Here is a 26387-nt window from a genome sequence, read left to right as displayed (position 1 = left end):
AATGACAGAGAATAATAATCAAAATAAATCTCCTTTTTCAAAAGGGAAAAATGGGAACAACATGATTAAGCCTCCTAAATTCAATGCTTATTGGATTTATGGTTTAATCGCAGTAGCCTTCATTGCCCTTAACTTGCTGGACTTGGGACAAAGTCCAAAAGAAACCAGCTGGCAAAAGGTTAAAAATGAAATGATCCGCAACCAGGATGTTGACCGAATTGTTGTGATCAGAAATCTTTTAGAAGTTAATGTTTACCTAAGAGAAGAAAGTTTAGACAAGTATCCTGATCTTTTCGAATCTAGTTTCGATTCACCATCTAAATCAGGTCCGCATTATACCTTCCCGATTGGTTCTATTGAGCAGTTCGCTGAACAATTAGATAAGGCTCAGGAAAGAATCTCTGAATACGACAGGGTTGAACCCGAATATACAACTCATGAAAATTACTTTGGTGATTTTATTGGTTGGATACTTCCGTTTGCTCTAATTATCGGAATTTGGTTCTATGTTTTCCGTAGAATGAGCCGTGGTGCCGGTGGCGGTGGCGGAGGTGGTAACATCTTTAACGTTGGTAAATCGAAAGCTAAAGTTTTCGACAAAGAATCTAATATCAATGTTAATTTTAATGATGTTGCTGGTCTGGCTGAAGCCAAACAAGAGGTAGAAGAAATTGTGGAATTCTTGAAACATCCACAACGATATACAAAATTAGGTGGTAAGATTCCTAAAGGTGCATTATTAGTAGGACCTCCAGGAACTGGTAAAACCTTATTGGCAAAAGCTGTTGCTGGCGAAGCAAACGTACCTTTCTTCAGCATGTCGGGTTCTGATTTTGTTGAAATGTTCGTAGGTGTTGGGGCAAGCCGTGTTCGCGATTTGTTCAAGCAAGCCAAAGAGAAAGCACCTTGTATCGTATTTATCGATGAGATTGATGCAATTGGTCGTGCCCGTGGTAAAAACCCAAATATGGGATCAAACGATGAACGTGAGAATACCTTGAACCAATTATTGACCGAAATGGATGGTTTCGATACCAATTCAGGTGTAATCATTTTGGCAGCAACCAACCGTGCTGACATTCTTGACCGAGCTTTAATGCGTGCAGGTCGTTTCGATCGTCAAATTCATGTTGAATTACCTGATTTGAACGAAAGAAGAGAGATCTTTAATGTACACTTAAAACCATTAAAGCTTGATCCAAAAATTGATCAGGAATTTCTTGCGAAACAAACGCCTGGTTTCTCTGGTGCTGATATCGCCAATGTATGTAATGAAGCTGCTTTAATTGCTGCAAGAAAGAAAAAAGATATCATTGAAAAACAAGATTTCCTTGATGCGATCGATCGTATTATTGGTGGTCTTGAAAAGAAAAACAAGATCATTTCTTTAGAAGAGAAAAAGACAATTGCTTATCACGAAGCTGGTCACGCAACAATTTCATGGTTGCTAGAGCATGCACATCCATTGGTAAAGGTTACCATTGTTCCTCGTGGTAAAGCTCTTGGTGCTGCCTGGTATCTTCCTGAGGAAAGAAGTATTACAACCAAAGAGCAAATGCTTGATGAAATGTGTTCTACTCTTGGTGGTAGAGCTGCCGAAGAAATTACTTTTGGTAAAGTTTCAACTGGTGCTCAAAACGATTTGGAGAAGGTAACCAAGCAAGCAATTGCAATGGTATCAATCTTTGGTATGAGCGATAAGGTTGGTAATGTAAGTTACTACGATTCATCAGGTCAGTCTGATTACTCTTTCTCGAAACCTTATAGTGAAAAAACCGCTGAGTTGATCGATCAAGAAGTAAAAACTTTGATTGAAAACAGTTACGAAAGAGCAAAACAAGTGCTTCGTAACAATGAAGAAGGTCACAACAAATTGGCTGAACTTCTTCTAGAGCGTGAGGTAATCTTTAGTGAGGATCTTGAAGAAATCTTTGGAAAAAGAAATTTTGGCAAAGAACAAGAGGCAGAAGAAAAGAAAATTATTCCTCCAACAACTGAAGATGATAATGAAAGTAAAGCAGTTTAATCTGTTTTAATAGAATATTTGAAAGCTGGATTACCATTGGTAATTCAGCTTTTCTTTTTGACATATTTTTAAAATATACTGACAAACAATCTGTAAGAAGTTATTAAAACATCATCTCAGAAGATCTTACTCAAATAAGTCGTGAAAAAACACTACTTTTGAAAGCTGAAACACTAACTGAACAAATTGGTGCTTGCATCAAAGAACTATTAATTCTTTTCACGTGGGGAACTTTTTAACAAGAACATTATTTGGAGCGATATTCGTAATTGTACTTATAGCAGGAATAGTTATTCATCCCTTTGCTTTTTTCGCAGTATTTATGGGCATTACACTACTAGCTAGTTATGAATTCTACAAACTCATTCAAAAAAACAATTGCATTCCTCAAATTACTACAGGATTAATTGGCGCAGCGCTTTTGTTCACATCATGTTTTGCCTATACTCATTTTAACAACTCCACACTATTTGCCTTGTTTGTTCCTTTACTGGTACTTATCCCAATAATTGAGATGTACCGTAAAAAGGAAAATCCTTTTGGAAACATCGCCTATACATTTATGGGATTACTATACGTAGCTTTACCCTTTTCTCTTTTGAATTTCATGGTTTTCCCTTTTGGAGATAATGAATTTCATTGGGAGATTTTAATGGGCATTTTCGTTTTAATTTGGGCGAATGATACTGGTGCATATTTGGTTGGTGTAAACTTTGGCAAACACCGTTTATTCGAGAGAATTTCTCCTAAAAAATCATGGGAAGGAAGTATTGGTGGTGCGGTAATTACACTTGTCATTGCCTACTTAATTTCATTATATTCAAAGGATTTAACTTCTGTACAATGGATTATTGGCGGTGCTATTGTTGTGGTATTCGGATCGATGGGTGATTTGGTAGAATCCTTACTAAAAAGAAGTCTTAATATTAAAGATTCTGGAACAATTATTCCTGGACATGGTGGTTTATTGGATCGATTCGATGCTATATTACTTGTTTCTCCAATGATTTTCGTATTTCTTCAGATCATTAATGAGTTCTTCCGTTAAAAAACTCATAATCATTGCATATCGAGAATAAAATCCAAAAAGAAAAAGTTATTTTTAGTAGAATTTCAATCTAAAAATAATTTCTATATGGATTTAAATATTAAAGATCAACTTTTTGTAGTATGCGGTGCAACTTCTGGTTTTGGAGCTGCAGTATTAAAATACCTGGTTCAGGATGGAGCCAAAGTAATTGCTATTGCCCGTAGCGATGAAAAACTAAATGAACTAGAAAAAGATAAGCCTAACTCCATTGAAAGTTTTTGCGCAGATATTACTGCACCTGAGAGCATACAACTTTTACTAGATAAGATTAATAATAGGAAAATTTCTGGTGTATTTGTGAATGCTGATGGTCCGCCGGCAATGAAAACCCTGGAAACCAAAATTGATGACTGGGACAATGCCTATCATCAATTGCTGCGCTGGAAAGTAGCCCTTACTCAAGCTCTTGTTCCTTTGATGCTGAAGGAATCTTATGGAAGAATGGTATTCCTGGAAAGCTCATCGGTAAAACAACCTATCGACAATTTGGTTCTAAGTACATCCTTAAGACTTTCAGTGGTAGGATTTGTAAAAACATTGTCACAGGAAATTGCTGATTCGGGTGTAACATTAAATATTGTTGGACCAGGCTATCATGAAACTCCAGCCATTAATCGTTTACTGGATAAAAAAGCGGAGCAGGAAAATATTACAGCTCAAGAAGCCAAAGATAAAATAGCTTCAGGAATTCGAATGAAAAGAATGGGAAATCCTGATGATTTAGGACAATTGGCAACATGGCTACTATCTCCTGCTTCGGGTTACATCACAGGCCAAACCATTAGTGTTGATGGTGGGCAAATATTAGGCGTACACGGTTAAATTTATAATTTCATTTGCTTCCAATTAGGATAAACATTAACTTAAAGGAACCCAAAATGTAATCCTAAAAACTCTTGTACAATGAAGAATTTACTCGACAACATTTTAAACTTCTTCAATTCAACTAATGAGGAAGAATTTTACTACGTAAAAATGGAACGCAATGAAAAATGTTATTGCGATAGTGGCAAAAAATACAAATCCTGTCATTATCCAGATCATCAAAAAAGAAGCAAAATTGCAGTTCGAAAAATAGATGAAAAAACAGGCGAAGAAGAAATTAAAATCTTATCGGTAAAAAAACTGAGGAAAGAACATTTTAGAGTTAGAACCAGTGTAAGTTAAAATATTATCAAAAGAGATCATTCCATGGAATGATCTCTTTTGATTTTCTTTTTACAGCCCTAACCTGATCCAAAGTAATACTTCCATAATCGTTTCCCCAGGAGTTAAGGATATAATTGAATACCAAAACCAATTCCTCATCAGTTAATCCAGAGGCAGGCATAAGGCTATTGTATTTTATCCCATTTACCTTTATTGGTTTGTTGCTGCCATACTTCACCATATAAATGGCATCTTCCAAATTTTCCCTTAAATAATCCGAATCAGCTAAAGGAGGATAAAACTTTTCTATTCCTTTTCCCGACTTCATATGACAATTCATACACTTCGCTCGATATAAAACCGCACCTTTCTCTAAGTCTGTTTCCGACAAACTTATATTTTGATCTGTATTTACCGTCTTTTTTTTATCAGCCCCTCCACAAGCTGTAACTAAAAGGAATGAGATTAAGACAAATATTAGGTTTATTAATTTCATGCTTCAGATTCTTGTTTAGACCTAATAAAAATAATCAACACAAGTGATATTATCAAAATAAATCTACCATCTAAATAGCTAAGTGTCGTAAAAAAAGAAAGTTAAGCATAAAAAACTACAAAATTATTTTATATATTTATATAGAACCACTTAACCGGACGAGAATAATTTTATTGGATTATTGCCCATTTTCTCTCCTTAACCCTAAAATTTGGAGGAATAACTATGAAGTTAAAACTTGCTATTTGCCTTGCCTTTCTTCTTCAATCTTTTATTTCGGTTAGTCAAAATGCTAAAGAGTTATATTATGACTTTGAGGTAGGTGTAATAGAACACCTTGAAGAATATATCCCTGAGGACATAATGATTACCAACGAAGCAGGTGAATTGGTTAATCTAAAAAAGCAGATCGATAAGCCTACTGCATTAATATTTGTATACTACCGATGTCCCGGAATTTGCAGTCCCTTAATGGATGGATTGGCAGAAGTTATTGAAAAAAGTGACTTAGAACTTTCCGAAGATTACCAAGTAATCACAATCAGTTTTGATCCTACAGAAACCATTGACTTGGCCATTAAAAAGAAAAACAACTACAAATCATTGGTAAAAGGAAAAAACACCGAAGAAGGTTGGAAATTCTTTACTGCTGACAGTCTAAACATTGTCAAAGCAACACAAAGCATGGGATTTCGTTACAAAAAAACTGGTAACGACTATACACATGCAGCTACAGTTATAGTATTGAGCCCAGAAGGTAAGATTACCCGATATTTAAATGGAACTTATTTTCTTCCATTCGAATTTAAACTGGCCATGCTTGAGGCGTCTAAAGGTCAAGCCGGACCTACCATCAATAAAATATTACAATATTGTTATTCATATGATCCTGTAGGACAGGCCTATGTTTTAAATATTACAAAAATTACAGGTACAATCATACTTGCAATGGGAATCATCATATTCCTATTACTGGTGATTAGAAAACCACGAAAAAAAAGATCCTAACCACAAATTACACCATTCAAAAACAGTAATTATCGTGTAATCTGTAGTCAAATAAATTAATACCTACACATATGTCAGAAGCCGTAAATCAGCACACCGAGGTGAGTTACCTTGAATACAAAGGACGATTCAAAGGACTGTTTGCCTGGATTTTCTCGACAGACCACAAACGCATTGGTCTGCTCTATTTGTACAGCATGTTAGTATTGTTTAGTGTAGCAGCCCTGCTTGGACTTGCCATGAAAATTGAGCTTATTGCTCCGGGCAAGACCATTATGGATGCTCAAACCTACAACAGCTTCTTTACACTGCATGGTATTACAATGATATTCCTGATTGTGGTACCAGGTTTGCCAGCTGTTTTTGGGAATTTCTTTCTGCCAATCATGATTGGAGCAAAAGATGTAGCCTTCCCAAAGTTAAACCTACTCTCATGGTGGATATATATTATTGGGGCTTTCATTGCATTATCAGCTCAATTTATAGGTGATGGTCCTCCAGATACAGGTTGGACATTCTACGCTCCATATAGTTTCAGAACAGGAACCAATATGCTACCGGCGGTTACGGGTGCATTTGTTTTAGGTTTCTCATCTATTGCTACAGGTATTAACTTTATTGTAACCATGCACAGAATGCGTGCTCCTGGAATGACATGGATGAAAATGCCATTGTTCCCATGGGCACTTTATGGAACATCCTGGATTCAGGTATTGGCCACTCCAATTGTAGGAGTTACCCTTTTAATGATTGTACTGGAAAGAACCATGCAGATTGGATTTTTCGACCCTGCATTAGGTGGCGATCCAATCCTTTATCAGCATTTGTTCTGGATCTACTCCCACCCTGCTGTATACATCATGATATTACCTGCCATGGGTGTGATTTCTGAAATCATTCCAACATTTGCACGTAAGACCATCTTCGGATACAAGGCAATTGTGGTCTCTACCCTAGCCATAGCTTTTGTGGGTTACTTTGTGTGGGGACATCACATGTTTACCTCGGGAATGAGTGGTACGGCACTGTACACCTTCTCCATATTAACCTTCTTTGTTGCCATACCTAGTGCAATTAAAATTTTTAACTGGGTAGCAACCTTGCATAAGGCATCCATCGATATTCAAACCCCATTCTTATGGGCACTTTGCTTTCTGTTTGTCTTTATGGTTGGTGGATTATCGGGAATGGTGTTGGGAGCATTATCAACCAATGTGCATTTGCATGATACCGCTTTTGTTGTGGCTCACTTCCACTTTATTGTATTTGGTGGAACAGGCTATGCCTTCTTTGGAGCTATTCATTATTGGTATCCTAAAATGTTTGGCAAAATGTACGACAAATCATGGGCAAATATCGGACTGGCAATTTTCTTTACAGGATTCAACATCCTTTACCTGCCAATGTTCTATTTGGGTATGACAGGTATGCCTCGCAGATATTACGACTATGTTGATGAATTCCATGGTCCTAATATTGTTTCATCGCTTGGTGCATTACTAATGATCTCTGGTTTGATTATCATTATCACCAACCTTGTTCGCTCTGGAAAACATGGAGAAACTGCTGAAGCTGATCCTTGGAAAGGCAAAACTCTGGAATGGACGGTGGCAAGTCCTCCAAGCCTTGAAAATTTTGAAGAAATTCCAACTGTAACCAAACACCCTTACGGATATGAATGATCATCAGGTACACATAGACGAACACAGAGATGATGAAGGTGCTAAAACCGGTATGTGGATTTTCATTTTCACGGAACTTCTCCTATTTGGTGGACTATTCATTGCCTATTCGGTTTATCGATATTTAAATCCTTTGGCTTTCCATTTGGCTGCCGAAGAATTGGATACAACTCTAGGGACAATCAATACAGTTATTCTACTGGTAAGCAGTATGACTATTGCCATGTCGATCAGTGCCATTCAGTACAAGAACAAAAAGCTTACACTGATATTAATGGGGGTTACTCTTCTGTTGGCCCTGGCTTTTATGGTGAACAAATATTTCGAATGGAGTGGTAAAATCTCTCATGGAATTTATCCGGGAAGCATGACATTACAAGAAGCAAGTAGAGGTGAATTACTATTCTTTGGATTGTACTACGCAATGACAGGCTTACATGCTCTTCACATTGTTATAGGGATGGCCTTTATTGGCTATGTAATGTACTTGGTTGTTAAAAATGAAGTACAACATGATAATTTCGTCATACTCGAAAACAGCGGATTATACTGGCATCTTGTCGATTTAATTTGGATTTTCCTTTTCCCATTATTTTATCTCATTACCTAAATAAAGCACTATGGAGAAAGACCAACATACACACATCGTAAAATACAAAACATATGTATATGTCTTGATCGTACTGCTGTTTATGACATTTGTATCAGTAGCAGTAACAGAAATTGATTTGGGCCCATATACGGTTACCATGGCATTACTACTGGCAAGTATCAAGTCGGTTTTGGTATTGCTGATATTTATGCATTTAAAATTCGACAAGAAATTTTATGGCATTATGGTGGCAAGTGTGTTTTTGCTACTGGCCTGCGTTATAGTTATTACATTCATGGACTACTTATACCGATAGCTTATGTTTTCGAAAGGAATAGCCGATGCTTCAAATTTTGTAAAAGGAGTTGACACCTCTTTTATGGTGATATTAGGAATTACCATATTCTTCCTTATAGCCATCACAATTGTAATGATATATTTTGTATTTCGATATCGTAAATCGAAAAACCCAAAAGCAACACAAATCCACGGGAGTGTTAGTTTGGAAATATTGTGGACCGTAATACCAACAGCTTTAGTTATGGTAATGTTTTACTATGGCTGGATAGGATATAAACCTATGAAGGAAGCGCCTGAAGATGCTTTTGAGATCAAAACCATTGGGCGAATGTGGAATTGGCAATTCGAGTACGAAAACGGTAAGACAACCGATACGCTTTACGTGCCAATTGATAGAGCCATTAAATTGGATTTGGTAGCATTGGATGTATTGCATAGTGTTTACATTCCGGCTTTTCGATTGAAACAGGATGTTGTGCCCGGACAGGAACACATGATGTGGTTTATCCCCGGACGAGAGGGTGAATTCGATCTGTTCTGTACTGAGTATTGTGGATTGAGGCACTCCTACATGCAAACATCAGTAATAGTAATGCCTCAGGAAAAGTTCGATTCCTGGTACATTGACACTACTCAAACTGTGCAATTAATTTCCGACAAACCAGGTGCCTTAGGACTTGCAATCGTAAAAAAGAATGGTTGTTTGGCTTGTCACTCCATTGATGGTTCGAAATTAGTGGGACCAACGTGGAAAGGATTATTTGGGTCGAAGGAATTGGTAAAAACGGGCAAAGAAAAGAGAGAAGTTGTTGTAGATAGTGCATATGTATTGAATTCAATTTACAATCCGAATGATGATATCGTAGATGGATATCAAAAAGGGTTGATGCTCTCTTACAAAAACGAACTTACCGAAGAAGACATTGGAGAAATTATTGAATTCATGAAAACTTTAAGCGAGGATCAATAGCCTATGAACATACAAGCAAAAATATCAGTACTATTAGAATTGGGAAAAGTAAAAATTGCTGTTCCTATTGCCATATCGTGTTTTACAGGATTTATTCTGTATACGCCTGAAATATCCTGGCAAATGTTTCATATTGTTTTTGGCATATTTTTGATAGTAATGGGTGCTTCAGCTCTAAATCATATCCAGGAATACAAGAAAGATGCATTAATGAACAGGACAAAGTTCAGGCCCATACCATCGGGAAGAATTAGCATTTCAGAAGCAGTGAGGTGGAGTGCACTTTTCCTATTGACAGGATGTGGTTTTCTTGCCTGGGGAGGAAATATAACCAGTTTATGGATCGCAATCCTCTCCATTTTTTGGTACAACTTGGTTTACACTCCACTTAAACAATTCACAGCCTTTGCAGTAGTTCCAGGAGCTTTAAGTGGAGCTTTCCCTCCTTGGATTGGTTGGGTAGCAGCAGGTGGTGATTTATTTGCTCCTCCTATTTTGGCATTATCCTTTTTCTTTTTTATTGGTCAGATACCACATTTTTGGCTCTTGCTAATGTTGTATGGCGAAGATTACAAACAAGCAGGATTTAAGGTGCTAACCGATGTATTTACATTCAATCAAATTCGAAAAATTACCTTGGTATGGATGCTGGCAACCATTGTTGTAGCTTTATTACTACCCGCATTTAGTGTGATTTCTTCTCAGATTTTGATTTGGGCCTTACTCATACTATCCATGTGGATTATACCCAATAGTTTTATATTGCTTAAAAAGGAAGAAAGATCACATACCAGAAAACTATTTCTTAGGCTTAATTTGTATTTCTTACTGGTAATGATAATGATTGGAATTGACAGATTGTTCTTGTAGTATCTTGTTATCAATTTGTTATTAAAACGGTTTTACTGGACATTTAAGGCGATACTATTTAAATTTATAAATCAACTAAAGCAAAATACGATGAAAAAAATATTAATTCTATTACTGGCGGTAGGTTTATTTGCCGCATGTCAGTCGAACACAAAAAAATCAGAGCAAACTGATAAAGCAAGCACCACTCAAACTGTAGAATATCAAAAAATGGAATTTGATGTGAGTGGAATGACTTGTACCGGATGCGAAAACACTGTCATAAACGGATTAAAGCAAGTCAAAGGAGTAAAAGAAGTAAAAGCCTCTCACAAGAATAACCGCGTAACCATTATGGTTGAAAAAGACAAGGTGAATCGTGAGGAGATTGCTCAAAAAATTGAAACGGTAGGCTATACCGTAAATGAATAATAAAATATCTAAACCAGTATAAAATCAGAGGTAGCTTTACTTCTGATTTTTTTTGCTATCCATAGTACTCATTAGCTTAGCCTAATCAGAAAAGGTCCCTTCCTTCCCTAATCAAATAATCAGTCCCCTTTGTATGTTCACTTTCTACCGTCGGTATAAGAGGTTTATACCGACGATAGTCGATTCTTATACCGTCGGTAGATGATGCTTATACCGAGCGGTAGTAACACCTTCTACCGACGGTAGAAAGTCTTCATCCTTAAAGGAAGGCATGTTCCAATCTTTTAAGGATGCAGACTATCAGCCCTTAATACTAACCTGAGTTCGATTAAAAATATTGTCACAGTTTGTACTGGTTTTGACTAGAAATTTTCTCAAATATTCGAAGGAATATCGGGATATTTCAAGGGGATTTGAGGAAATCAAATATCGGTATGTCTTTTAAAAGGCATACCGATATTAAATCTAATTGATTTGTATTTCAAGCTAATTGTTCAGATTTTTTCCTTGTAGTTCAACTTTAATGTATTCAATAATCTTCCACCTGTCATCAGGTTTAATCTGAGGACCATGGGCTCCCATAACACCATAACCAGCAGTTATTACGTGGAAAAACTCTCCGCGGGGTGTAGATTTCAGGATATCCGTAACCAAACTCTTAGGTTCATAAGGATATTTCCCACTGGTGTATAAAAATCCTTGCCCATCACCTTTTTCTCCATGACAGTTGATGCAAAAGATGCCAAACAGTTCCTTGCCTCTTGCAACATCCTCCATGCTCATTTCTGTCATGTTCACGATATTTTGACCTGCCCAGGTTCTGTTCTCTGGTGTTTTCTCAAAATCATAAGGAATCATTTCTCTTGGAATGGTACCCTCCACAGGCAACCTTAGTGTTTTTCCATCGGCAAAGTTTGGATTGGAAGAATAGGTTTCATAAGCTCTTGAATCCTGCATATCTGGAAAATAGGAATAGCCCGGATGATTGTTATCCTTATCACATGAAATCATTACTCCTATCAGCAACAATGCTAAAATCGATATGTATCTCTTTTTTCTCATAATCAATCTTTTTAGGTGAATCAGGTTTCGTAATGGAAACTTTCTTCGAGTAAAGGATCATTTTTCACCAACAATGGTGTTTTAGCCAAGGAAGTAAATACCACATACAAGAATCCTCCCAAATACAAGGCAATAAAACCAATTTCGATTAAGCCAATCTGTGCAGTTTTACCAACGGTTCCAGGTATCACAAGCATGTAAATATTCAACCAATGTCCTATCAGTACAACTATGGCTACAAAGCTTAACCATTTTAAATTTCGCTTGGCATCTCTTGTCATTAGTGCAAGAAATGGAAATAGGAAATTGATGACCAGGACTGTAAAAAACAAAACTTTGTGATCAGTTAGTCGTGGTGCAAAATAGGCGGTCTCTTCAGGAATGTGACTGTACCATATCAACAAGTACTGGGAGAACCACAAATACATCCAGAAGATACTGAAAGCGAATAGGTATTTTCCCATATCGTGGATATGTTCTTTGTTGATATATTCAAGATAACCTTGAGATTTTAAGAAGGCTATCAGCAATATAATTGTGGCGATACCGCACACAAACATTCCTATGAAAATGAACCATCCAAATAAGGTGCTGAACCAATGTGCATCAATAGACATGATCCAATCCCAGCTCATAGTAGAGCTAGTAATTGCGAAAAACACCATAAATAAGGCAGCCAAAATTTTACCCCTGTTGTGATATTTTAAATCCGGATTCAAATCCTGATCCAGCGTATTCTTCCTCAGCAAATAGGTCAAACCAATCCAACCCAGAAAATACAATGCCATGCGTGCAAAAAAGAATGGCACATTTAGATATGCAGCTTTTCCTTCCAAAATGGGATCATGAAGTCCTTCGTGTGACCAGTGATACAAATCGTGCATTCCAAAATAGATCAAAAACATTAAGGCTGCCGATATTGGTAAAAATTTGGTTAAGGCTTCAGGAATCCGCTTTAAAGCGGTATACCAACCTGCATAAGCAATCTTATGAAGCGCTAGAAAAACTCCTCCAAACAAGGCAATAAACAAGAAATAGAGGTTGTTGATTAAAACATTGGCCCACAATTCCTGCCTGTTTGGCGATTCGATGAAATAGCCCAAAATCAGCAAGAGAATTCCAACGCCCGCAATGGATAAGATTCCATATTGTGTTTTTCGTTTTAAAGTATATTTTTCTTCCATCTCTGTGTGATTTTGAAGGTTATTTGTCAATCTCTTTCACTTTAATTTCCTGAGCTTCCTCCTTTAGCAGAATCTCTTTCACCAACTCATCCTGATTTCCTGCCTCATCCAAATCAACAATAATCATGAATCGATCATCGGTAATTCTTTCATCGTGAATTGGATTGTTTGCACCGGGTCCTAGTTTCGATCGAATCAGGAAAGCAAATACCATCGCAAAAGCAGCAAACAAAACAGTCAATTCAAAGGTAATTGGGATAAAGGATGGAATCGCAAAATGTGGCTTCCCACCAATGAACAAAGGATAATCTACTACAAATGCCCAAGCCTGGAAGCCAAAGGCTATGATACAGCCAATTGCTCCTCCAATAAAACCAATTGTTGGTATTCTTGATCGTTTGAAACCTAGAATTGGATCCAAACCGTGAATCGGAAAAGGAGTCAGAACATCCTGAATAGAAAACTGCTTGTTTCTTAAATCTTTTGTTGCTCTTAAAAGATTCTCCTCATCCTCGAAATATGCCGAAATGTATCTCCTCATGTCTCTAGTGTTTTTCTTTGGTTTCAGATTTATCTTTTTGATCTCCTGAGCTCTTCAATACACTCTTAACCTCGGCAATTGCAATTACCGGGAATACTCGAATAAAAAGAAGAAAACAGGTGAAGAACAAGCCTAGTGTTCCAATAAAAATTCCAACTTCTACCATTGTTGGTTCGTACATCGACCAGCTGGATGGCAAATAGTCGCGGTGAAGAGAGGTAACGATAATTACAAATCGTTCGAACCACATTCCGATATTAATGAAAATGGAAAGTATGAAAGTAAATACCAAATTTCGTCGTAATTTCTTAAACCACAACAATTGTGGTGATATCACATTACAGGTCATCATGATCCAGTAAGCCCACCAATATGGTCCTGTAGCACGATTTAGAAAAGCATACTGTTCGTATTCTACGCCCGAATACCATGCAATAAATAACTCGGTAATGTAGGCAATACCAACAATAGACCCTGTTGCAATAATGATTTTATTCATCGATTCGATATGACCGACGGTAATGTAGTTCTCAAGATGTAATACTTTTCTGGTTATTATCAGCAAGGTTAATACCATTGCAAAACCAGAGAAGATGGCTCCCGCAACAAAATAAGGCGGGAAGATGGTGGTATGCCAACCAGGAATCACTGAGGTGGCAAAGTCGGTACTTACAATACTATGAACCGAAAGTACAAGTGGCGCTGCTAAACCAGCCAAAATCAAACTAATTGATTCATGGCGCTGCCAGTGTTTCGCCGAACCTGTCCAACCAAAACTCAACAATCCGTAGATCCACTTCTTAAATTTGGATTTCATTCGATCTCTTATGGTTCCAATATCAGGAATTAAACCCACATACCAGAAAAGCAGAGATACTGTGAAATAAGTACTAATGGCAAAAACATCCCATAACAATGGGGAATTAAAGTTTACCCAGAGTTCACGCGTATTTGGGTATGGGAAAACGAAAAATCCCAGTAATGGTCGGCCCATGTGAATTAAAGGGAACAAACCTGCACACATTACAGCAAATAAGGTCATAGCCTCGGCCGAACGGTTGATACTGGTTCTCCATTTTTGACGGAACAATAGCAGGATGGCAGAAATAAAGGTACCCGCGTGACCAATACCAACCCACCATACAAAGTTGGTGATTCCCCATCCCCAACCAATGGTTTTGTTTAGTCCCCAAGTTCCAATTCCTTCCCAAATGGTATATCCCATCATGGCCAGTCCGAGCAGCAATGCAGAAACCGTTAAAGTGATGCCTGCATACCATGCTTTTCCGGGCTTGCCTTCGATAGGAGCAGAAATTTCATCCGTTATTTTCTTGTAGGTCTTCTTCCCCGTTACAAGGGGTTCTCTAATAGGCGACACATACATAGGCGTGGATTTATGAGTGGTTCATTTTTTTATTTCTAATCTTCGTCAAATAACTTACCGATGGTAAGGTGTGAATCTCTTCAAGCAGATGGTAATTTCTCTTACTAGAAGTTTCTTTTACCAGTTTGCTCTCTTTGTCGTTTAAATCTCCAAAAATGATGGCTCCCGATGGACAAGCCTGCTGACAAGCGGTCTTAATTTCTCCATCCTTCACTTTTCTGCCTTCAATCTTGGCATTTAGTTTTCCCTCCTGAATTCGTTGAACACATAGTGAACATTTCTCAATCACACCTTTGGCTCTGATGGTAACATCAGGATTCAGTACCATTCGCTTCAGGTCAATGGTCATTTCTGCTACATCGTGTAAATTGTTTGGTATCGAATCGGCTTTGGTATAGTCGAACCAATTGAAACGTCTCACTTTGTAAGGACAGTTGTTACCACAATACCTTGTTCCAATGCATCGATTGTAAGCCATTTGATTTAGTCCTTCGCTGCTGTGATTGGTTGCTGCCACCGGACAAACATTTTCACATGGCGCATTATCGCAATGCTGACACATCACCGGTTGGAAGGAAACATCAGGATTGAATTCATCTCCCGAGAAATACCTGTCGATTCTAATCCAAGACATTTCGTGTGCGCGAATCACCTCTTTCTTTCCAACTACCGGAACATTATTTTCCGATTGACAAGCAATGGAACAAGCTCCACAGCCGACACAAGAATTCAGGTCAACCACCAATCCCCAATGATGATTTGGGAACTTTGGCTTTTCGTAAATACTTGCATTCTCGTAGGCATGATGCGATTCATTCCCTGCCGAAGGATTTTTCTTGTATTCTTCCAATCCAGCTTCGCGAACTATGGCTCTTCCCTCCATCGAATGATGCGTTTGCGTCATGGCCAAATCGTACTTCTCTCCTGTTTTTGTCAGGTTTATATCTCCAATAAAATCATCATTGGATTGTAGTAAGTAATTTACATTTACCCCAACATTCTTCCCAACAATACCGCAAACCTGTCGTCCATAGCCAGTAGCAACTGCCACTGTATTGTATGCTTGTCCTGGTAGAACATACACCGGAAGTTTTACTTGCGAATTCAATTCAACTACATCTCCGGTCTCCAACATCATTTCTTCAGCTTGCTTCGGCGAAACACATAAATAATTGTCCCAACAAATTTTCGTTACCGGATCTGGCATCTCCTGCAGCCATGGATTATTAGCCATTTTTCCATCGCCAATGGCAATGCTTTCGTACAATTGCAATTCTACACCTTTGTTATCCGCTTGTTTTGCCAGTTGGCTGACAAACCTGCTCATATCAGACAAACTAAATTTCGTATCGAAGACTGACTTTACACTTGGTTCAAATACTCCCTGTTGCAGTGTATGATTCCAGAAAGTTGTGAAGTTTGGATAAGCCATCTGTATTGGGTACATGTTCTTTTCCCAATGATTTTTTATAAAATTAAGATAGTTGCTGTCCTCACCCATCCAACTCAACAGGCTTGATTGGAATTGTCGCGTGTCGAAAAGCGGACGAATACCCGGTTGCATCAAACTGTATCGATTGGTTTTGGGCTCAAAATCATTCCAACTTTCCAGGAAATGATTATCCGGAGCAACAAAACTCATCAAAGCAGTTGTCTCGTTTGGTACCTCATCCATAGCAACACTAAAGCCAATTTTCTTGAGAGCAGATGCAAACTCATTTCCATGCTGATAATCGAAAACCGGGTTCACGCCATAGCTAATGATTCCTTTTAACTTCCCGGATTTCATATCTTCCAATAGCTGATTCATATCAGAATCTTTTGCTTGGTAAGTATGTAATTGTTTGTCTACCCTTAAAGTAGAACCATAATTCTCCAATTCGAAATTAATAGCATTTACAATAACCTGCACATTAGTATCCTTCGATCCGGAAACCACCAATGATTTGCCTTTATTCGTACACAATTCTTTGGCAATGTTTTGAATATCTGCGGAAGCTATAGAAGTTGAATAAACCTCTTTTCCTGCTAACTTTAAAATTTCATTATAAAGCTGCACTATCAAAAGTTTTTGCTCTGAAGGCTTTACAGGAATCCTTTTATCAGCATTACTACCAGTAAGCGACAATCTTGATTCTATTTGGGTATGATGAGACATGGAAGTATTTCCATTGCACAGCTTTCTCTTCTTGGTATATTGCCTGATGTGCTCCACAGGCATTAACCATGTACCCAAAAAATCGGCATCGAAACTTACGATCATATCTGCATAATCGAATCGATAATCGGCAATACCGGCTTTGCCAAAACACATTTCGTTGGCTTGAATTAATGCTGAAGCAGATTGACTATCATATTGCACCCATTTTACGTTTGGATATTGAGCTATAAACTTCTGAATGACATTTATGGTACTTGGACTGTAAACACTTGAAGTAAGTAATACGACTTGTTCATTAGCATTTTTAAGACGATTTAATTCTTTCTTAACTGTTTCATCCAATTCTTCCCAGGATAACTTCTGATTTCCTTTCTTAGGATGTTTGTATCGACCTGTATCGTACAAATCCAATACAGATGCTTGTACCCTTGAGCTGGTTCCACCATTGGTTACACCCGATAAATCATTTCCCTCAATCTTAATGGGTCTTCCTTCTCGGGTTTTAATAAGAATGCTACAATAATCGCTTCCTTTCGCAAAGCTCGATGCATAATAATTGGCTTTACCTGGCGTTATTTCTTCTGGTTTGATCAAATAGGGAATGGCTTTTTGCACTGAGTTTTCGCAGCTGGCTACCACTGTACTAATGGCAAGGCTAAAACCACACAGTTTCAAAAAATCACGACGGTTGCTCTTGGAACCACTTTCATTCTTGTCGAATATATCTAAGATCTGTTCCAGATTTCCTTTAGGCATTGGTTGATCAGGAACAGAGTTCTCTCCATTTTTAAGTTCGGTAAGGCTTTTCCAATATTTCTTCATAGGTAAACGATTATCAAGTGATACAAATTAGATGGTTGAGTTTTACTCGCAGTTCATTAGTAATGACAACGAGCACACTCCCTTCCTCCAACATCCGTTACTCTAACACTATCTATTGCACCCGAAGTAAGTTTCTCGTGTAGCTTTTTAAATGATTCAGAATAATATCCGTTTTCGCGAAAATCAACTGCTGTTTTATCATGACAATCCAAACACCAGCCCATCGAAAGATCTTCGACCTGTTTTACCACATGCATTTCTTCAACCAAACCATGACATTCCTGACAATCTCTCTTACCTACATTGGCATGTTGTGCATGACTAAAGAAAACATGATCCGGCAATTGATGAATTCGAACCCACTCAACTGGTGTATTGTTTTCAATAGCTGCATGAATCTTATTGATTTCGAACTTTCCTGAATTGGTTCCCTCACGCACAATCACATGACAGTTCAGACATAAATTCACATGAGGAATTCCTGCCGACTTGCTATCATCCACGGTAGTGTGGCAATAACGACAGTCAATTTTATTGTCGGTTGCATGTATTTTGTGCGAGAACTTAATTGGCTGAATGGGCGCATAATTCTGCTTACGACCAAGAGCCATTGCTCCTTCGGCTAACATCTGAATCTGATATCCAAATGCCAATACAAAAATCAGGATAGGAATAATTTTATACTTGATTTTCTTCGTAAAGAAAAGATCCACCAAAGCCAATGTGATTAATGCTCCTAAAAAGAAAAATACAATAAGGTTGTTAACCTTTGGTTTTGTTTCGTAGAGCACAGCGCTATTTAAATCCATCAAGTAAGATTTAATATAGCTTAACTCTTCATCTGAAAAAGAATAGTTTTGATGAGATTCCTCCATTTTTTTGCCCAATGGAGACATTAAAACCGAACGGAATTCGGCAATGGATTTATTGGCAAATGTTCCGGCAATGTCTTTGGCAGAAGGATTCCAGTTTAATGTGTCGATATAATCGATATTGTGACAGGAAACACAGGATTGCCACTCCACGGGAGTTCTGGTTAATCCTTTAAACAATCTTTCGCCTCTCTTTTCACCATTTAAAAAGTAATCAAAATGACCAGAATGATCATCTTTTGCTGCAGAATCAGCCTCACTAGCAATAATTTGAAATGGGGCAAGCAACAAAATAAATATGAACAAGGCACATGTTAATCTGTAGGGTTTACTCATAGGTCAGGCATTTATTACAGATAAGGTTATATAATAGCAATTCGCAATCGTGCAATGTCAAATTGACTGTTTCTTTCCTCTTCTCCCCTACAATTCATCAACATTTCTAGAAACAATCCAAGCGAATCTTTTTCCATAAATGACTCGCTCTCTACCAAATATAACAATTTAAACTATTAAATCACAGCCTTTTCACATAACAAACTGCAATAATTAGCACGTCAAATAAAAGACTCAACTATCTTTTATTAGTATTTCCTATGAATTCCTGTATTTCAAAAAAATTTGAAAAAAAACCGTTTCTAAATAATTTCTGTGCTCAAAAATGGTTACAAATAAAAAGATGCCTCATTAAATATGAAGCATCTTATAAATTAAATTCTTAAACTTTTGTTATTCTAGGAATGAATCTAAAATACCTCCACTACTCTCTTTCGAGGCATTGGGTCCTCCCGGGCTTAGCTGACTTACCAACTTACGAATTGGCATAGATTGTAGCCAAACTTTTCCTCTTCCACTTAGTGTAGCAAGAAAAAGACCTTCTCCACCAAACAGCATCGATTTTAATCCTCCAGATTGCTGAATATCAAAATTAACACCTTCCTGATACCCAACTACACAACCCGTATCAACCCGAAGAGTTTCTCCATTCAACTCATGTTCGATTAATGTTCCTCCTGCATGAATAAAAGCTTTACCATCTCCTTGTAGCTTTTGCAGGATAAATCCTTCTCCTCCAAAAAATCCTGATCCAAGCTTACGATTAAAGTGCATACTAATTTTTGTACCTAATGCAGCACATAAAAATGCATCACGCTGCACAATTACTGAACCTCCAAGCTGCTCTAAATCCAATGGAACAATAGTTCCCGGGTATGGAGCTGCAAAAGCCACATGACTTTTCCCCATCCCACGATGAGTAAAATGAGTGATAAAAATAGATTCGCCGGTTATTTTTCTAGACGCGGCACTTAGTAATTTTCCAAACAAGCCTTTGTCAGGTTCCGATCCATCACCCATTTTTGCTTCAAATTCAATGCCTTCTTTCATGTAAAGCATTGCTCCTGCTTCGGCAATTACCGTTTCGTTCGGATCCAATTCAATTTCTACCAACTGTATATCGTGCCCTTTAATCTCATAGTCAATTTCGTGTGATCTCATAAAATGTTTTTCTTTTAAAGTTAATGGTTTATTTTATCCTATCCCCTAAAGCTTATAATAAGTGTAAAAATTATTGTGATTAGTTTTTTAAAAAATTGTAAAAACATTAAAAAACCAATAAAACAAAACACCAATGGTCCATATTGAACAAAATAGATAAATAAATTCTGACCTGGCTCTAACATTGATATGGAAGGAAACTCAGGATCGTAGTACACCTGAACCAATGTGTCAACAGCATATTTTTCCAAAACTTTCTTAACTCTGGATTGATTACTACTACTTGCATCAATTGCAGATATACGAGTTCCGGTATAAGATTGACCTTTAACAGAATAAACATATTTCAAATTAAGAGAGTACATTTTGGCATCATCACTTAGAGAGGTTTTAATATCGGCAAACATAACCTTTCCTTGCACATTTGGCCAGTTTTTAGAAGCATTTACTTCTTCAATAACTGATTCGCTTATGTTTTTATAAAACAACCAACCACCAATTATAAAAACTACAGAAAATACAAGTATTGCGATTAATGAATTTTGACTCTTTTTCATTATAAGTTTCTTTAGTTAGAAAGCCAAATGGTCCAGTATTCGTATCATCTCATCCTTGCCAACAGAAGGACTACAACCAATTATAATGTAGGTCTTATATTGAGGGATCTCAAGTACTGCGGTATTACTTGATTCATCATCCTCTAATTTGCCAAGCATGCAATTTTTGCCCTTATAAGTGAATGTTTCAAAATTTCCATGCTCCGATGGGTCACCATTTTTCATAGATGTTGCCGCAACAGCCAAACTACCTGTTAATCCTTTCATGAACATTGCACTGTATGTTCCGTCCTCATTCAAACTAACCAACTTACGATATCCTTTATATTTAAATGCATTAATTTTGTTAGAAAACTGTTGGAAAGGATAATTTACCGGATATAGTTTTACATCAACATCATCCTCATATTTATCACCCATATTAAACATTGACTGCATATCACTCATGCCACCATACATTGCTTGTTGCTGTTCACTAATATCCTGATAGTTGATGTTTGCGGGTGGAGAAAATTTAGATGAAGAAATTGAAATGTTTTTTTCGAATTTAATTGCAATTTCATTATTTTCTATCCCTAGTATTTTAGCTTCCGATTTTAAGTTTATTCCATTATAAATCCACACTTTCGCTCCCATTAACTCAACAATCTCACATTCGTAATCCAATACCTTTTCGGTTCCTAAAATTTCACCTCCCAAGCCTTCCAGTATGTCTTTCCCAAACTGTTTTTTCTCTTCTTCAGACATTTCATCAAGTCCAAACATTTGCTGGTAATTAGGGATTTTACCTGTTTGTCCGTTATTTTCTTCTAAATTAACTGACCAGAATTGCCCTTCCTTAATTATAGAAATGGTATGTTCTTTTGTTTCGCTTTTTATTCCAAATACTTTTGTAATGCTAACAGATTTTGTTTCCGTATAGGATTGAGCTCCATAGTTGTCCCACCAAATATACTTGGTGCCAGTAGTACTGCCTGTTAATTTATATTCTACATGTCCTGATTTCACAGCATATTTCTGTACTTTCTGCTGTGCTATTGTAGCTTGCACTACAATTAAAAATGTCGCGACAAGAATTAAATATTTCATCATTTTGGTTTTAGATATTAAAAAGCTAAATGACTATTTATCCTTACTTAAGACTTCCCAATGGCATTAGTATTGGTTTAAGATTATGGTTGAAAAGTGAATATATATCTACAACACTATTGGGAAAGTCTTTAAATTAAAGCGAGAATAAATACTAGAAATTATATAGTATTCCTACTCCCATTGATAAGTAGTTTGCACCACCCAAAGTATATTTTATATCAGCATTGAAATACATTTTATCAGACAATGCAAATCGGCTGCCAACACCAATGTTAACACCAACATCACTACCATTACTTTCCAATTCCGATGAAATCAAATCACCAACACCTTCCAGGTATTCATCATCCACCCCAAAATCAGAACTTTCAAGTTTTACTTTCCAAAAAGTGAGGTTCAAACCTCCTATGGCGTAAAAACTATTTTTTTCATTTGCTGAAAACACATATTGTCCATTAAAATCCAGACTTGACCAATTGGTATAATCCTTCTTAAAGTAATAAGTAAATGAAGGTGCAATTTCCCATGTATCATTTACCATATAAACTCCTTTGGCGAAAATTCCCAAGTTACTTATATCAGTTGCGTATCCTAATCCAGCTCCAACCATTACTTTAGAGTCTTGTGCTTTACTGTTAAAACTAAAACATACAGCTAACACAGTTACAATTATTAAAACTAATCTGTTTTTCATTTTTAAAGTGATTTTTGTTTATTATTAAATAGATAATTATTAATGTTTGTGGCTATTTAACCATTTTATAGGCCGAAGATTCAATTGTTCCTTCAAACTCATAGGTCGGACCATCTACCCAGTCTGCTAAATCTTTACATGTACAGACGAAAGTGAATTTGGAATCAGATACTCTTATTATCGTTCCGCTTGCATCAACAACTGGAGTTAGATAACTGCCTCCTACTAAATTGCCTAATACACTAACCGTAACATCTGAGCCATCAATCGCCACACTACTCCCTATTTCGATTGGTACAGAGCTAATTAACACTGAAACTTCTTCATCTTTTGAGATCGAAACAGAAACACTTCCTTCGCCCCCCTCTGCATAGCCTACATCTGCATCATTTCCTTCAGCTACGATTTCACCATTCATTAAAACTTCGTAGGTTCCTTTAGCTACATTGGGTGTGGTGTCATCGTCTTTATCGCACGATACAAACACAAGGCACAGTGCCAGAATTAGACTAAATGGTAAGATTGAATTTTTCATGATTTTGATTTATTTTAATGTGAAAATTTATTCGTTTGATTGTTGCCCATACTGGTTACTGCCTGGCTGCCCTTCGCTTGCCCAAAGTACAATAAGCCATATTGCCCCAATAAGCGGAATAAAGCCCACCAATAGCATCCAACCGCTTTTGCCAACATCGTGAAGCCTGCGAGCCGATACTGCCAATGCTGGAATTAATACCAATAGGGCATAAATACCACCTATTATGCCCCATGTTCCCATTATACTGTTGATAACCGAAAGTGCAATAGAAATAATAAGGTTGAATAACACGAACATCCAAAATTCTTTACGTCCGGCTCTTCCGCTAAATATTGCGTACTGCTGTAAAACTTTTAAATACCAATTCATATTTTTGTTTATTTATATGACTATACTGTTTTTAAATTATTATTAACCTGACAGTAAGTTCTACCAGTTTGGCTATATTTTATAAAATTTAAGTTGCCTGATTTGTTTAGCTTACTTAATTCTTTTGTTGCTTTTACTGATTAAATAAGGTTCTATTTGATTTTCTGTGATGGATATTTTTAATCGAACTGAGGTTATTACTTTATAATTTGTTGCATATTTTTCGACATTTCGTACATCTGCCAGAGTTGTTCGTCGCTCATATTTCCTAATTCTTTGTCTGAGGCTACTACCATCCGTTTCCATTCTTCAAAAGAAAGTTGTTCGCCACGAGCCATTTTCTTTATCATGTTGTGTTGATGGCGCAAATCATCATCACTCATCCGGCTCATTTCTTCATCTTGTTTTGCTTCTCTTTTAAATTCTGCAAACGACATACGAGCTGCGCGTTTCAGGTCTTCCATGCCATTGCCTTCATCATCCTCATCCATGTCTTCAAATAAACTTTGCATTACGGCTGCTCCACCATCACCAGACATACCAACTTCCATTTCTTTTTCGGGAAAATTGGGCAGTTGAAAATATTTATCGGCTACGCTTACATTAAACTTTGCCGAGGTAGCTATAGTAGTGGTGGTAATACCCATTATGGTAGCTTCCGACTTTAATGTTACACCTTTGTAAATCCATTGTCTAACACCTGCCAAATCCCATATTTCGCAACTGTGCCCCAATATACTTTCGGCACCTGTTTTTTTGCCACCCATGCCTTCAAGCATTTTTCGACCCGCATCACCTGCATCGGCATTGAGATGAAAAGCTTTGATAGCACTCATGGCCATATCTTGATTTTTATAGATTACTTTGTTATCAAAATCTACCGTGTAACTCATTTTGTTATCGAGCTTGTTCATGGTATGAGTATACTCGGTTTCGGTATTCTGCTGTCCAAAAATTTTGGTTGTGGTAGTTCGTTCCGATTTTTCTTCTTTTAATTCAAGAGCTCCGTATGCTTTAAAATAGAGACTTTCGGTTCCCTTACCACTTATGGTGCTACCCATTACTTTCCCCGAAATGGTAGTGCTATATTGCACTATACCCGACTTTACTTCGTAGCGTTTTACTTTGTCTTTAGCATTGCCCCTACACGATATTGTACCTGCCATAATTACTATAGCTAAAATTAGTTTATTCATAATATTGAACTTTTAACGGGTTGTTTACAATTTTAAATGAGACACTATATAACAGCAACCTGTTGCCAGTGTTATAATTAAACAACAGGCTGCTGCCGCTTACACTACTACCTGTATACTTTAGTTTGCAACCTCCATGCGTGCAACTACCTCAAATAATTTTTCAGGATTGTTTTTTATCAAACTTAGTTCTGTTGCAGGCTGACCAGTTATTAGCTTAATGCGGTACTCACTATCTTCGGTAGTAAGAAGTTCTGTTAAATTTTCTATTCCTTTAAGATTTTTCTTTATTCGTAGAACATATTTACCATCACTTGAGTTTTTAAATGCATACCCTTCATGTGTAAGAAAGTTCTTTTGAGAGCTTAGTTTAGTTTCTGGTAAAAGTATTCTAGAGTTAGTACTTTGCCAGTAAACTAATATAATGCCATTGTCATACATATCTTCGTTTAGGGCAGAAAAATTGATATCTCTTGTCAATGTTTTGCTAAAATTACCAGCAACATTACTACCCCATGAATACCAATCAGATGATGCCACTGTTGCTATAAACGTGTGCACATTTGCATTTCCATCTGCTCCTTTTAACATTAGTCCGGTTCCCCAGGCTGACACACCAAAAGTAGGTACATCCAACTTGGGACCGTAAAGGGTGTAGGTCTCTTTATCAAGATAGTAGTCGCCAATATTACCTATCGAATTGCTCGGAGTATCATAGCCCGATAGTATTTTTGAACCATCTTGTCCGTCCTGTCCATTTGCTCCTTTAAGAGAAAATGAGTCAACCTCGTTCCAGCTATCATCATTCTTTTTGGGACCATAAATCATACCTGTAGTGCTATCTAAATAATAGTCGCCTGCTACACCTGTTTCGGCATTAGGTTCACCTTCGCCACTATAAATAACAGAACCATCGGCACCTGCCGGCCCAACTTCGCCTTGTATGCCTTGTTTTCCTTCTGGCCCCATATCGCCATCGTCGCCACTACATGCTGTTATGCTAATGCTTAAAGTTAAAACAGCTACTAAAAAGTAATAAAGTTTTCTTGTTTTCATTTTTTAACTATTAATAAATTCATTGTTAGTTTATTACAAGAGATAAACTCTCTGTATTTTTATTTCTGTATAAATTGCAGGTTTACTTATCTCGCTTGCTCCACAAAGTGTTAAGCTCCTCGCTTGTAATTTCGGGCTGTAGTATTCTGGCTGCTTTGCAAAACTCTGCGTAGTTATTTGGTTTTTTAAGGATTTCTATTGCCCACATTTGTTTTTGCAGTTCAGTCATTTCATTATCGACAGGAGTAATAGTAACCTGTTTTCCATTGGCTTTATGCATTTCGTTATAGGCCTGTTTTTTTTCCTTTTTTCCGGTGGCAGGGTTAATGCTTAATATCATTTTTTCAAATTCAGGATACGAGATATTCATAAATGCTGCATATTGGCGCTGCATTAGTTCTTCTCCTTGTTTACCCTCATCGGTGTTTTTTACCTGCTCTTCGAATGTTTGCTGCCGATTGGCTTTTGGTGATGCCACTTCGCCTTTTTCAGGTACTTTATCGGCTTTAATGTAAGCATGAATAATTTTATAGGCATTGGCTCGTTCTTTGGCTGTACCTGCATCGTCAACAAAAAGGTTAAGCATTTCGTTGTATTTGGCCTTTTTTAGCGATTCCGGGCTACCATCATCGTAAGCATCTACAAACTCAATAAACTTCATTACTTTGCTTTGTAAAGTAGTATCCATTAAAGAGCTTTGTGTTTGCGCCTTTACTTGTAAGAATGACAATAATAGTATGGAAAGCAATAGTTTTATTGGTTTCATGA

General features: G+C 37.1%; 27 protein-coding genes. 11 read left to right on the top strand and 16 right to left on the bottom strand.

Features of this window, described 5'->3' with window-relative positions; all coding sequences use genetic code 11:
* Position 1: 1 nt before the first annotated feature.
* The 4 genes from ftsH to BXY64_RS03255 all read left to right on the top strand — a co-directional run bounded on the left by ftsH (position 2) and on the right by BXY64_RS03255 (position 4283).
* Positions 2-2026: an ATP-dependent zinc metalloprotease FtsH gene (ftsH, locus tag BXY64_RS03270; protein ID WP_120238525.1), complete on the top strand. Its 2025-nt coding sequence runs from the start codon at positions 2-4 to the stop codon at positions 2024-2026.
* 223 nt (positions 2027-2249) lie between these two features.
* Positions 2250-3074 carry a phosphatidate cytidylyltransferase gene (locus BXY64_RS03265; RefSeq protein ID WP_170150562.1) on the top strand — a complete coding sequence of 275 codons (825 nt, stop codon included), beginning with the start codon at positions 2250-2252 and terminating at the stop codon, positions 3072-3074.
* A gap of 87 nt (positions 3075-3161) precedes the next feature.
* Entirely contained in the window at positions 3162-3938 is a 777-nt protein-coding gene (locus BXY64_RS03260; protein WP_120238523.1) for an SDR family oxidoreductase, read from the top strand.
* An 81-nt stretch (positions 3939-4019) separates the two neighbouring features.
* Positions 4020-4283: an SEC-C metal-binding domain-containing protein gene (locus BXY64_RS03255; protein WP_110361064.1), complete on the top strand. Its 264-nt coding sequence runs from the start codon at positions 4020-4022 to the stop codon at positions 4281-4283.
* 7 nt (positions 4284-4290) lie between these two features.
* Here the strand turns inward: BXY64_RS03255 and BXY64_RS03250 are convergent, their stop codons facing one another.
* Positions 4291-4761 carry a c-type cytochrome gene (locus tag BXY64_RS03250; RefSeq protein WP_120238522.1) on the bottom strand — a complete coding sequence of 157 codons (471 nt, stop codon included), beginning with the start codon at positions 4759-4761 and terminating at the stop codon, positions 4291-4293.
* Positions 4762-4986: 225 nt separating this feature from the next.
* Here BXY64_RS03250 and BXY64_RS03245 point away from each other — a divergent pair, with 225 nt between their 5' ends.
* From BXY64_RS03245 to BXY64_RS03215, 7 genes are all read left to right on the top strand, one after another.
* On the top strand, positions 4987-5769 hold the full coding sequence (locus tag BXY64_RS03245; protein ID WP_120238521.1) for an SCO family protein: 783 nt from the start codon (positions 4987-4989) through the stop codon (positions 5767-5769).
* 71 nt (positions 5770-5840) lie between these two features.
* Complete coding sequence (locus BXY64_RS03240) at positions 5841-7451, top strand: cytochrome c oxidase subunit I (RefSeq protein ID WP_120238520.1); 1611 nt, start codon at positions 5841-5843, stop codon at positions 7449-7451.
* Complete coding sequence (locus tag BXY64_RS03235) at positions 7444-8061, top strand: cytochrome c oxidase subunit 3 family protein (RefSeq protein WP_120238519.1); 618 nt, start codon at positions 7444-7446, stop codon at positions 8059-8061. Before BXY64_RS03240 ends, BXY64_RS03235 begins: the two co-directional genes overlap by 8 nt.
* 10 nt (positions 8062-8071) lie before the next feature.
* Positions 8072-8359: a cytochrome C oxidase subunit IV family protein gene (locus BXY64_RS03230; protein ID WP_120238518.1), complete on the top strand. Its 288-nt coding sequence runs from the start codon at positions 8072-8074 to the stop codon at positions 8357-8359.
* A gap of 3 nt (positions 8360-8362) precedes the next feature.
* Positions 8363-9313: a cytochrome c oxidase subunit II gene (gene coxB, locus BXY64_RS03225; protein WP_120238517.1), complete on the top strand. Its 951-nt coding sequence runs from the start codon at positions 8363-8365 to the stop codon at positions 9311-9313.
* Positions 9314-9316: 3 nt separating this feature from the next.
* Positions 9317-10183: a protoheme IX farnesyltransferase gene (locus BXY64_RS03220; RefSeq protein ID WP_120238516.1), complete on the top strand. Its 867-nt coding sequence runs from the start codon at positions 9317-9319 to the stop codon at positions 10181-10183.
* A 90-nt stretch (positions 10184-10273) separates the two neighbouring features.
* Entirely contained in the window at positions 10274-10594 is a 321-nt protein-coding gene (locus BXY64_RS03215; RefSeq protein WP_120238515.1) for a cation transporter, read from the top strand.
* A gap of 486 nt (positions 10595-11080) precedes the next feature.
* On the opposite strand, the gene BXY64_RS03210 is transcribed toward BXY64_RS03215, so the two are convergent.
* The 15 genes from BXY64_RS03210 to BXY64_RS03140 form a co-directional block, all read right to left on the bottom strand.
* Complete coding sequence (locus BXY64_RS03210) at positions 11081-11656, bottom strand: c-type cytochrome (protein WP_110361073.1); 576 nt, start codon at positions 11654-11656, stop codon at positions 11081-11083.
* Between the two features lie 20 nt (positions 11657-11676).
* On the bottom strand, positions 11677-12840 hold the full coding sequence (locus BXY64_RS03205) for a quinol:cytochrome C oxidoreductase (RefSeq protein WP_120238514.1): 1164 nt from the start codon (positions 12838-12840) through the stop codon (positions 11677-11679).
* A gap of 19 nt (positions 12841-12859) precedes the next feature.
* Positions 12860-13381 carry a DUF3341 domain-containing protein gene (locus tag BXY64_RS03200; RefSeq protein WP_120238513.1) on the bottom strand — a complete coding sequence of 174 codons (522 nt, stop codon included), beginning with the start codon at positions 13379-13381 and terminating at the stop codon, positions 12860-12862.
* Positions 13382-13385: 4 nt separating this feature from the next.
* Positions 13386-14765 carry an NrfD/PsrC family molybdoenzyme membrane anchor subunit gene (nrfD, locus tag BXY64_RS03195; RefSeq protein WP_110361076.1) on the bottom strand — a complete coding sequence of 460 codons (1380 nt, stop codon included), beginning with the start codon at positions 14763-14765 and terminating at the stop codon, positions 13386-13388.
* 10 nt (positions 14766-14775) lie between these two features.
* Positions 14776-17748 carry a Fe-S-cluster-containing hydrogenase gene (locus BXY64_RS03190; RefSeq protein WP_120238512.1) on the bottom strand — a complete coding sequence of 991 codons (2973 nt, stop codon included), beginning with the start codon at positions 17746-17748 and terminating at the stop codon, positions 14776-14778.
* A gap of 56 nt (positions 17749-17804) precedes the next feature.
* A complete protein-coding gene (locus tag BXY64_RS03185; protein WP_120238511.1) occupies positions 17805-18956 on the bottom strand; it encodes a cytochrome c3 family protein in 1152 nt (383 codons plus the stop codon).
* A gap of 393 nt (positions 18957-19349) precedes the next feature.
* Complete coding sequence (locus tag BXY64_RS03180) at positions 19350-20117, bottom strand: TIGR00266 family protein (RefSeq protein WP_120238510.1); 768 nt, start codon at positions 20115-20117, stop codon at positions 19350-19352.
* 38 nt (positions 20118-20155) lie between these two features.
* Positions 20156-20674 carry a DUF3592 domain-containing protein gene (locus tag BXY64_RS03175; RefSeq protein WP_120238509.1) on the bottom strand — a complete coding sequence of 173 codons (519 nt, stop codon included), beginning with the start codon at positions 20672-20674 and terminating at the stop codon, positions 20156-20158.
* A 15-nt stretch (positions 20675-20689) separates the two neighbouring features.
* Positions 20690-21763, bottom strand: a complete 1074-nt coding sequence (locus tag BXY64_RS03170; protein WP_147375883.1) for a hypothetical protein — start codon at positions 21761-21763, stop codon at positions 20690-20692.
* A gap of 154 nt (positions 21764-21917) precedes the next feature.
* Entirely contained in the window at positions 21918-22460 is a 543-nt protein-coding gene (locus BXY64_RS03165; RefSeq protein WP_120238507.1) for an outer membrane beta-barrel protein, read from the bottom strand.
* 52 nt (positions 22461-22512) lie between these two features.
* Positions 22513-22995, bottom strand: coding sequence for a hypothetical protein (locus tag BXY64_RS03160; RefSeq protein ID WP_120238506.1), 483 nt, complete (start codon positions 22993-22995; stop codon positions 22513-22515).
* 27 nt (positions 22996-23022) lie between these two features.
* Complete coding sequence (locus BXY64_RS03155) at positions 23023-23367, bottom strand: DUF805 domain-containing protein (protein ID WP_120238505.1); 345 nt, start codon at positions 23365-23367, stop codon at positions 23023-23025.
* Positions 23368-23564: 197 nt separating this feature from the next.
* A complete protein-coding gene (locus BXY64_RS03150; protein ID WP_120238504.1) occupies positions 23565-24563 on the bottom strand; it encodes a hypothetical protein in 999 nt (332 codons plus the stop codon).
* Between the two features lie 120 nt (positions 24564-24683).
* Positions 24684-25619 (bottom strand): hypothetical protein, encoded by a 936-nt coding sequence (locus BXY64_RS03145; protein ID WP_120238503.1) that lies wholly within the window; start codon positions 25617-25619, stop codon positions 24684-24686.
* 82 nt (positions 25620-25701) lie between these two features.
* Positions 25702-26385, bottom strand: a complete 684-nt coding sequence (locus BXY64_RS03140; protein ID WP_120238502.1) for a hypothetical protein — start codon at positions 26383-26385, stop codon at positions 25702-25704.
* Positions 26386-26387 lie beyond the last annotated feature (2 nt).

Source organism: Marinifilum flexuosum (assembly GCF_003610555.1).
GTDB classification, from domain to species: domain Bacteria; phylum Bacteroidota; class Bacteroidia; order Bacteroidales; family Marinifilaceae; genus Marinifilum; species Marinifilum flexuosum.
Note: the sequence above shows the minus strand (reverse complement) of the source record. Positions and strands in the feature narration are given on the sequence as shown.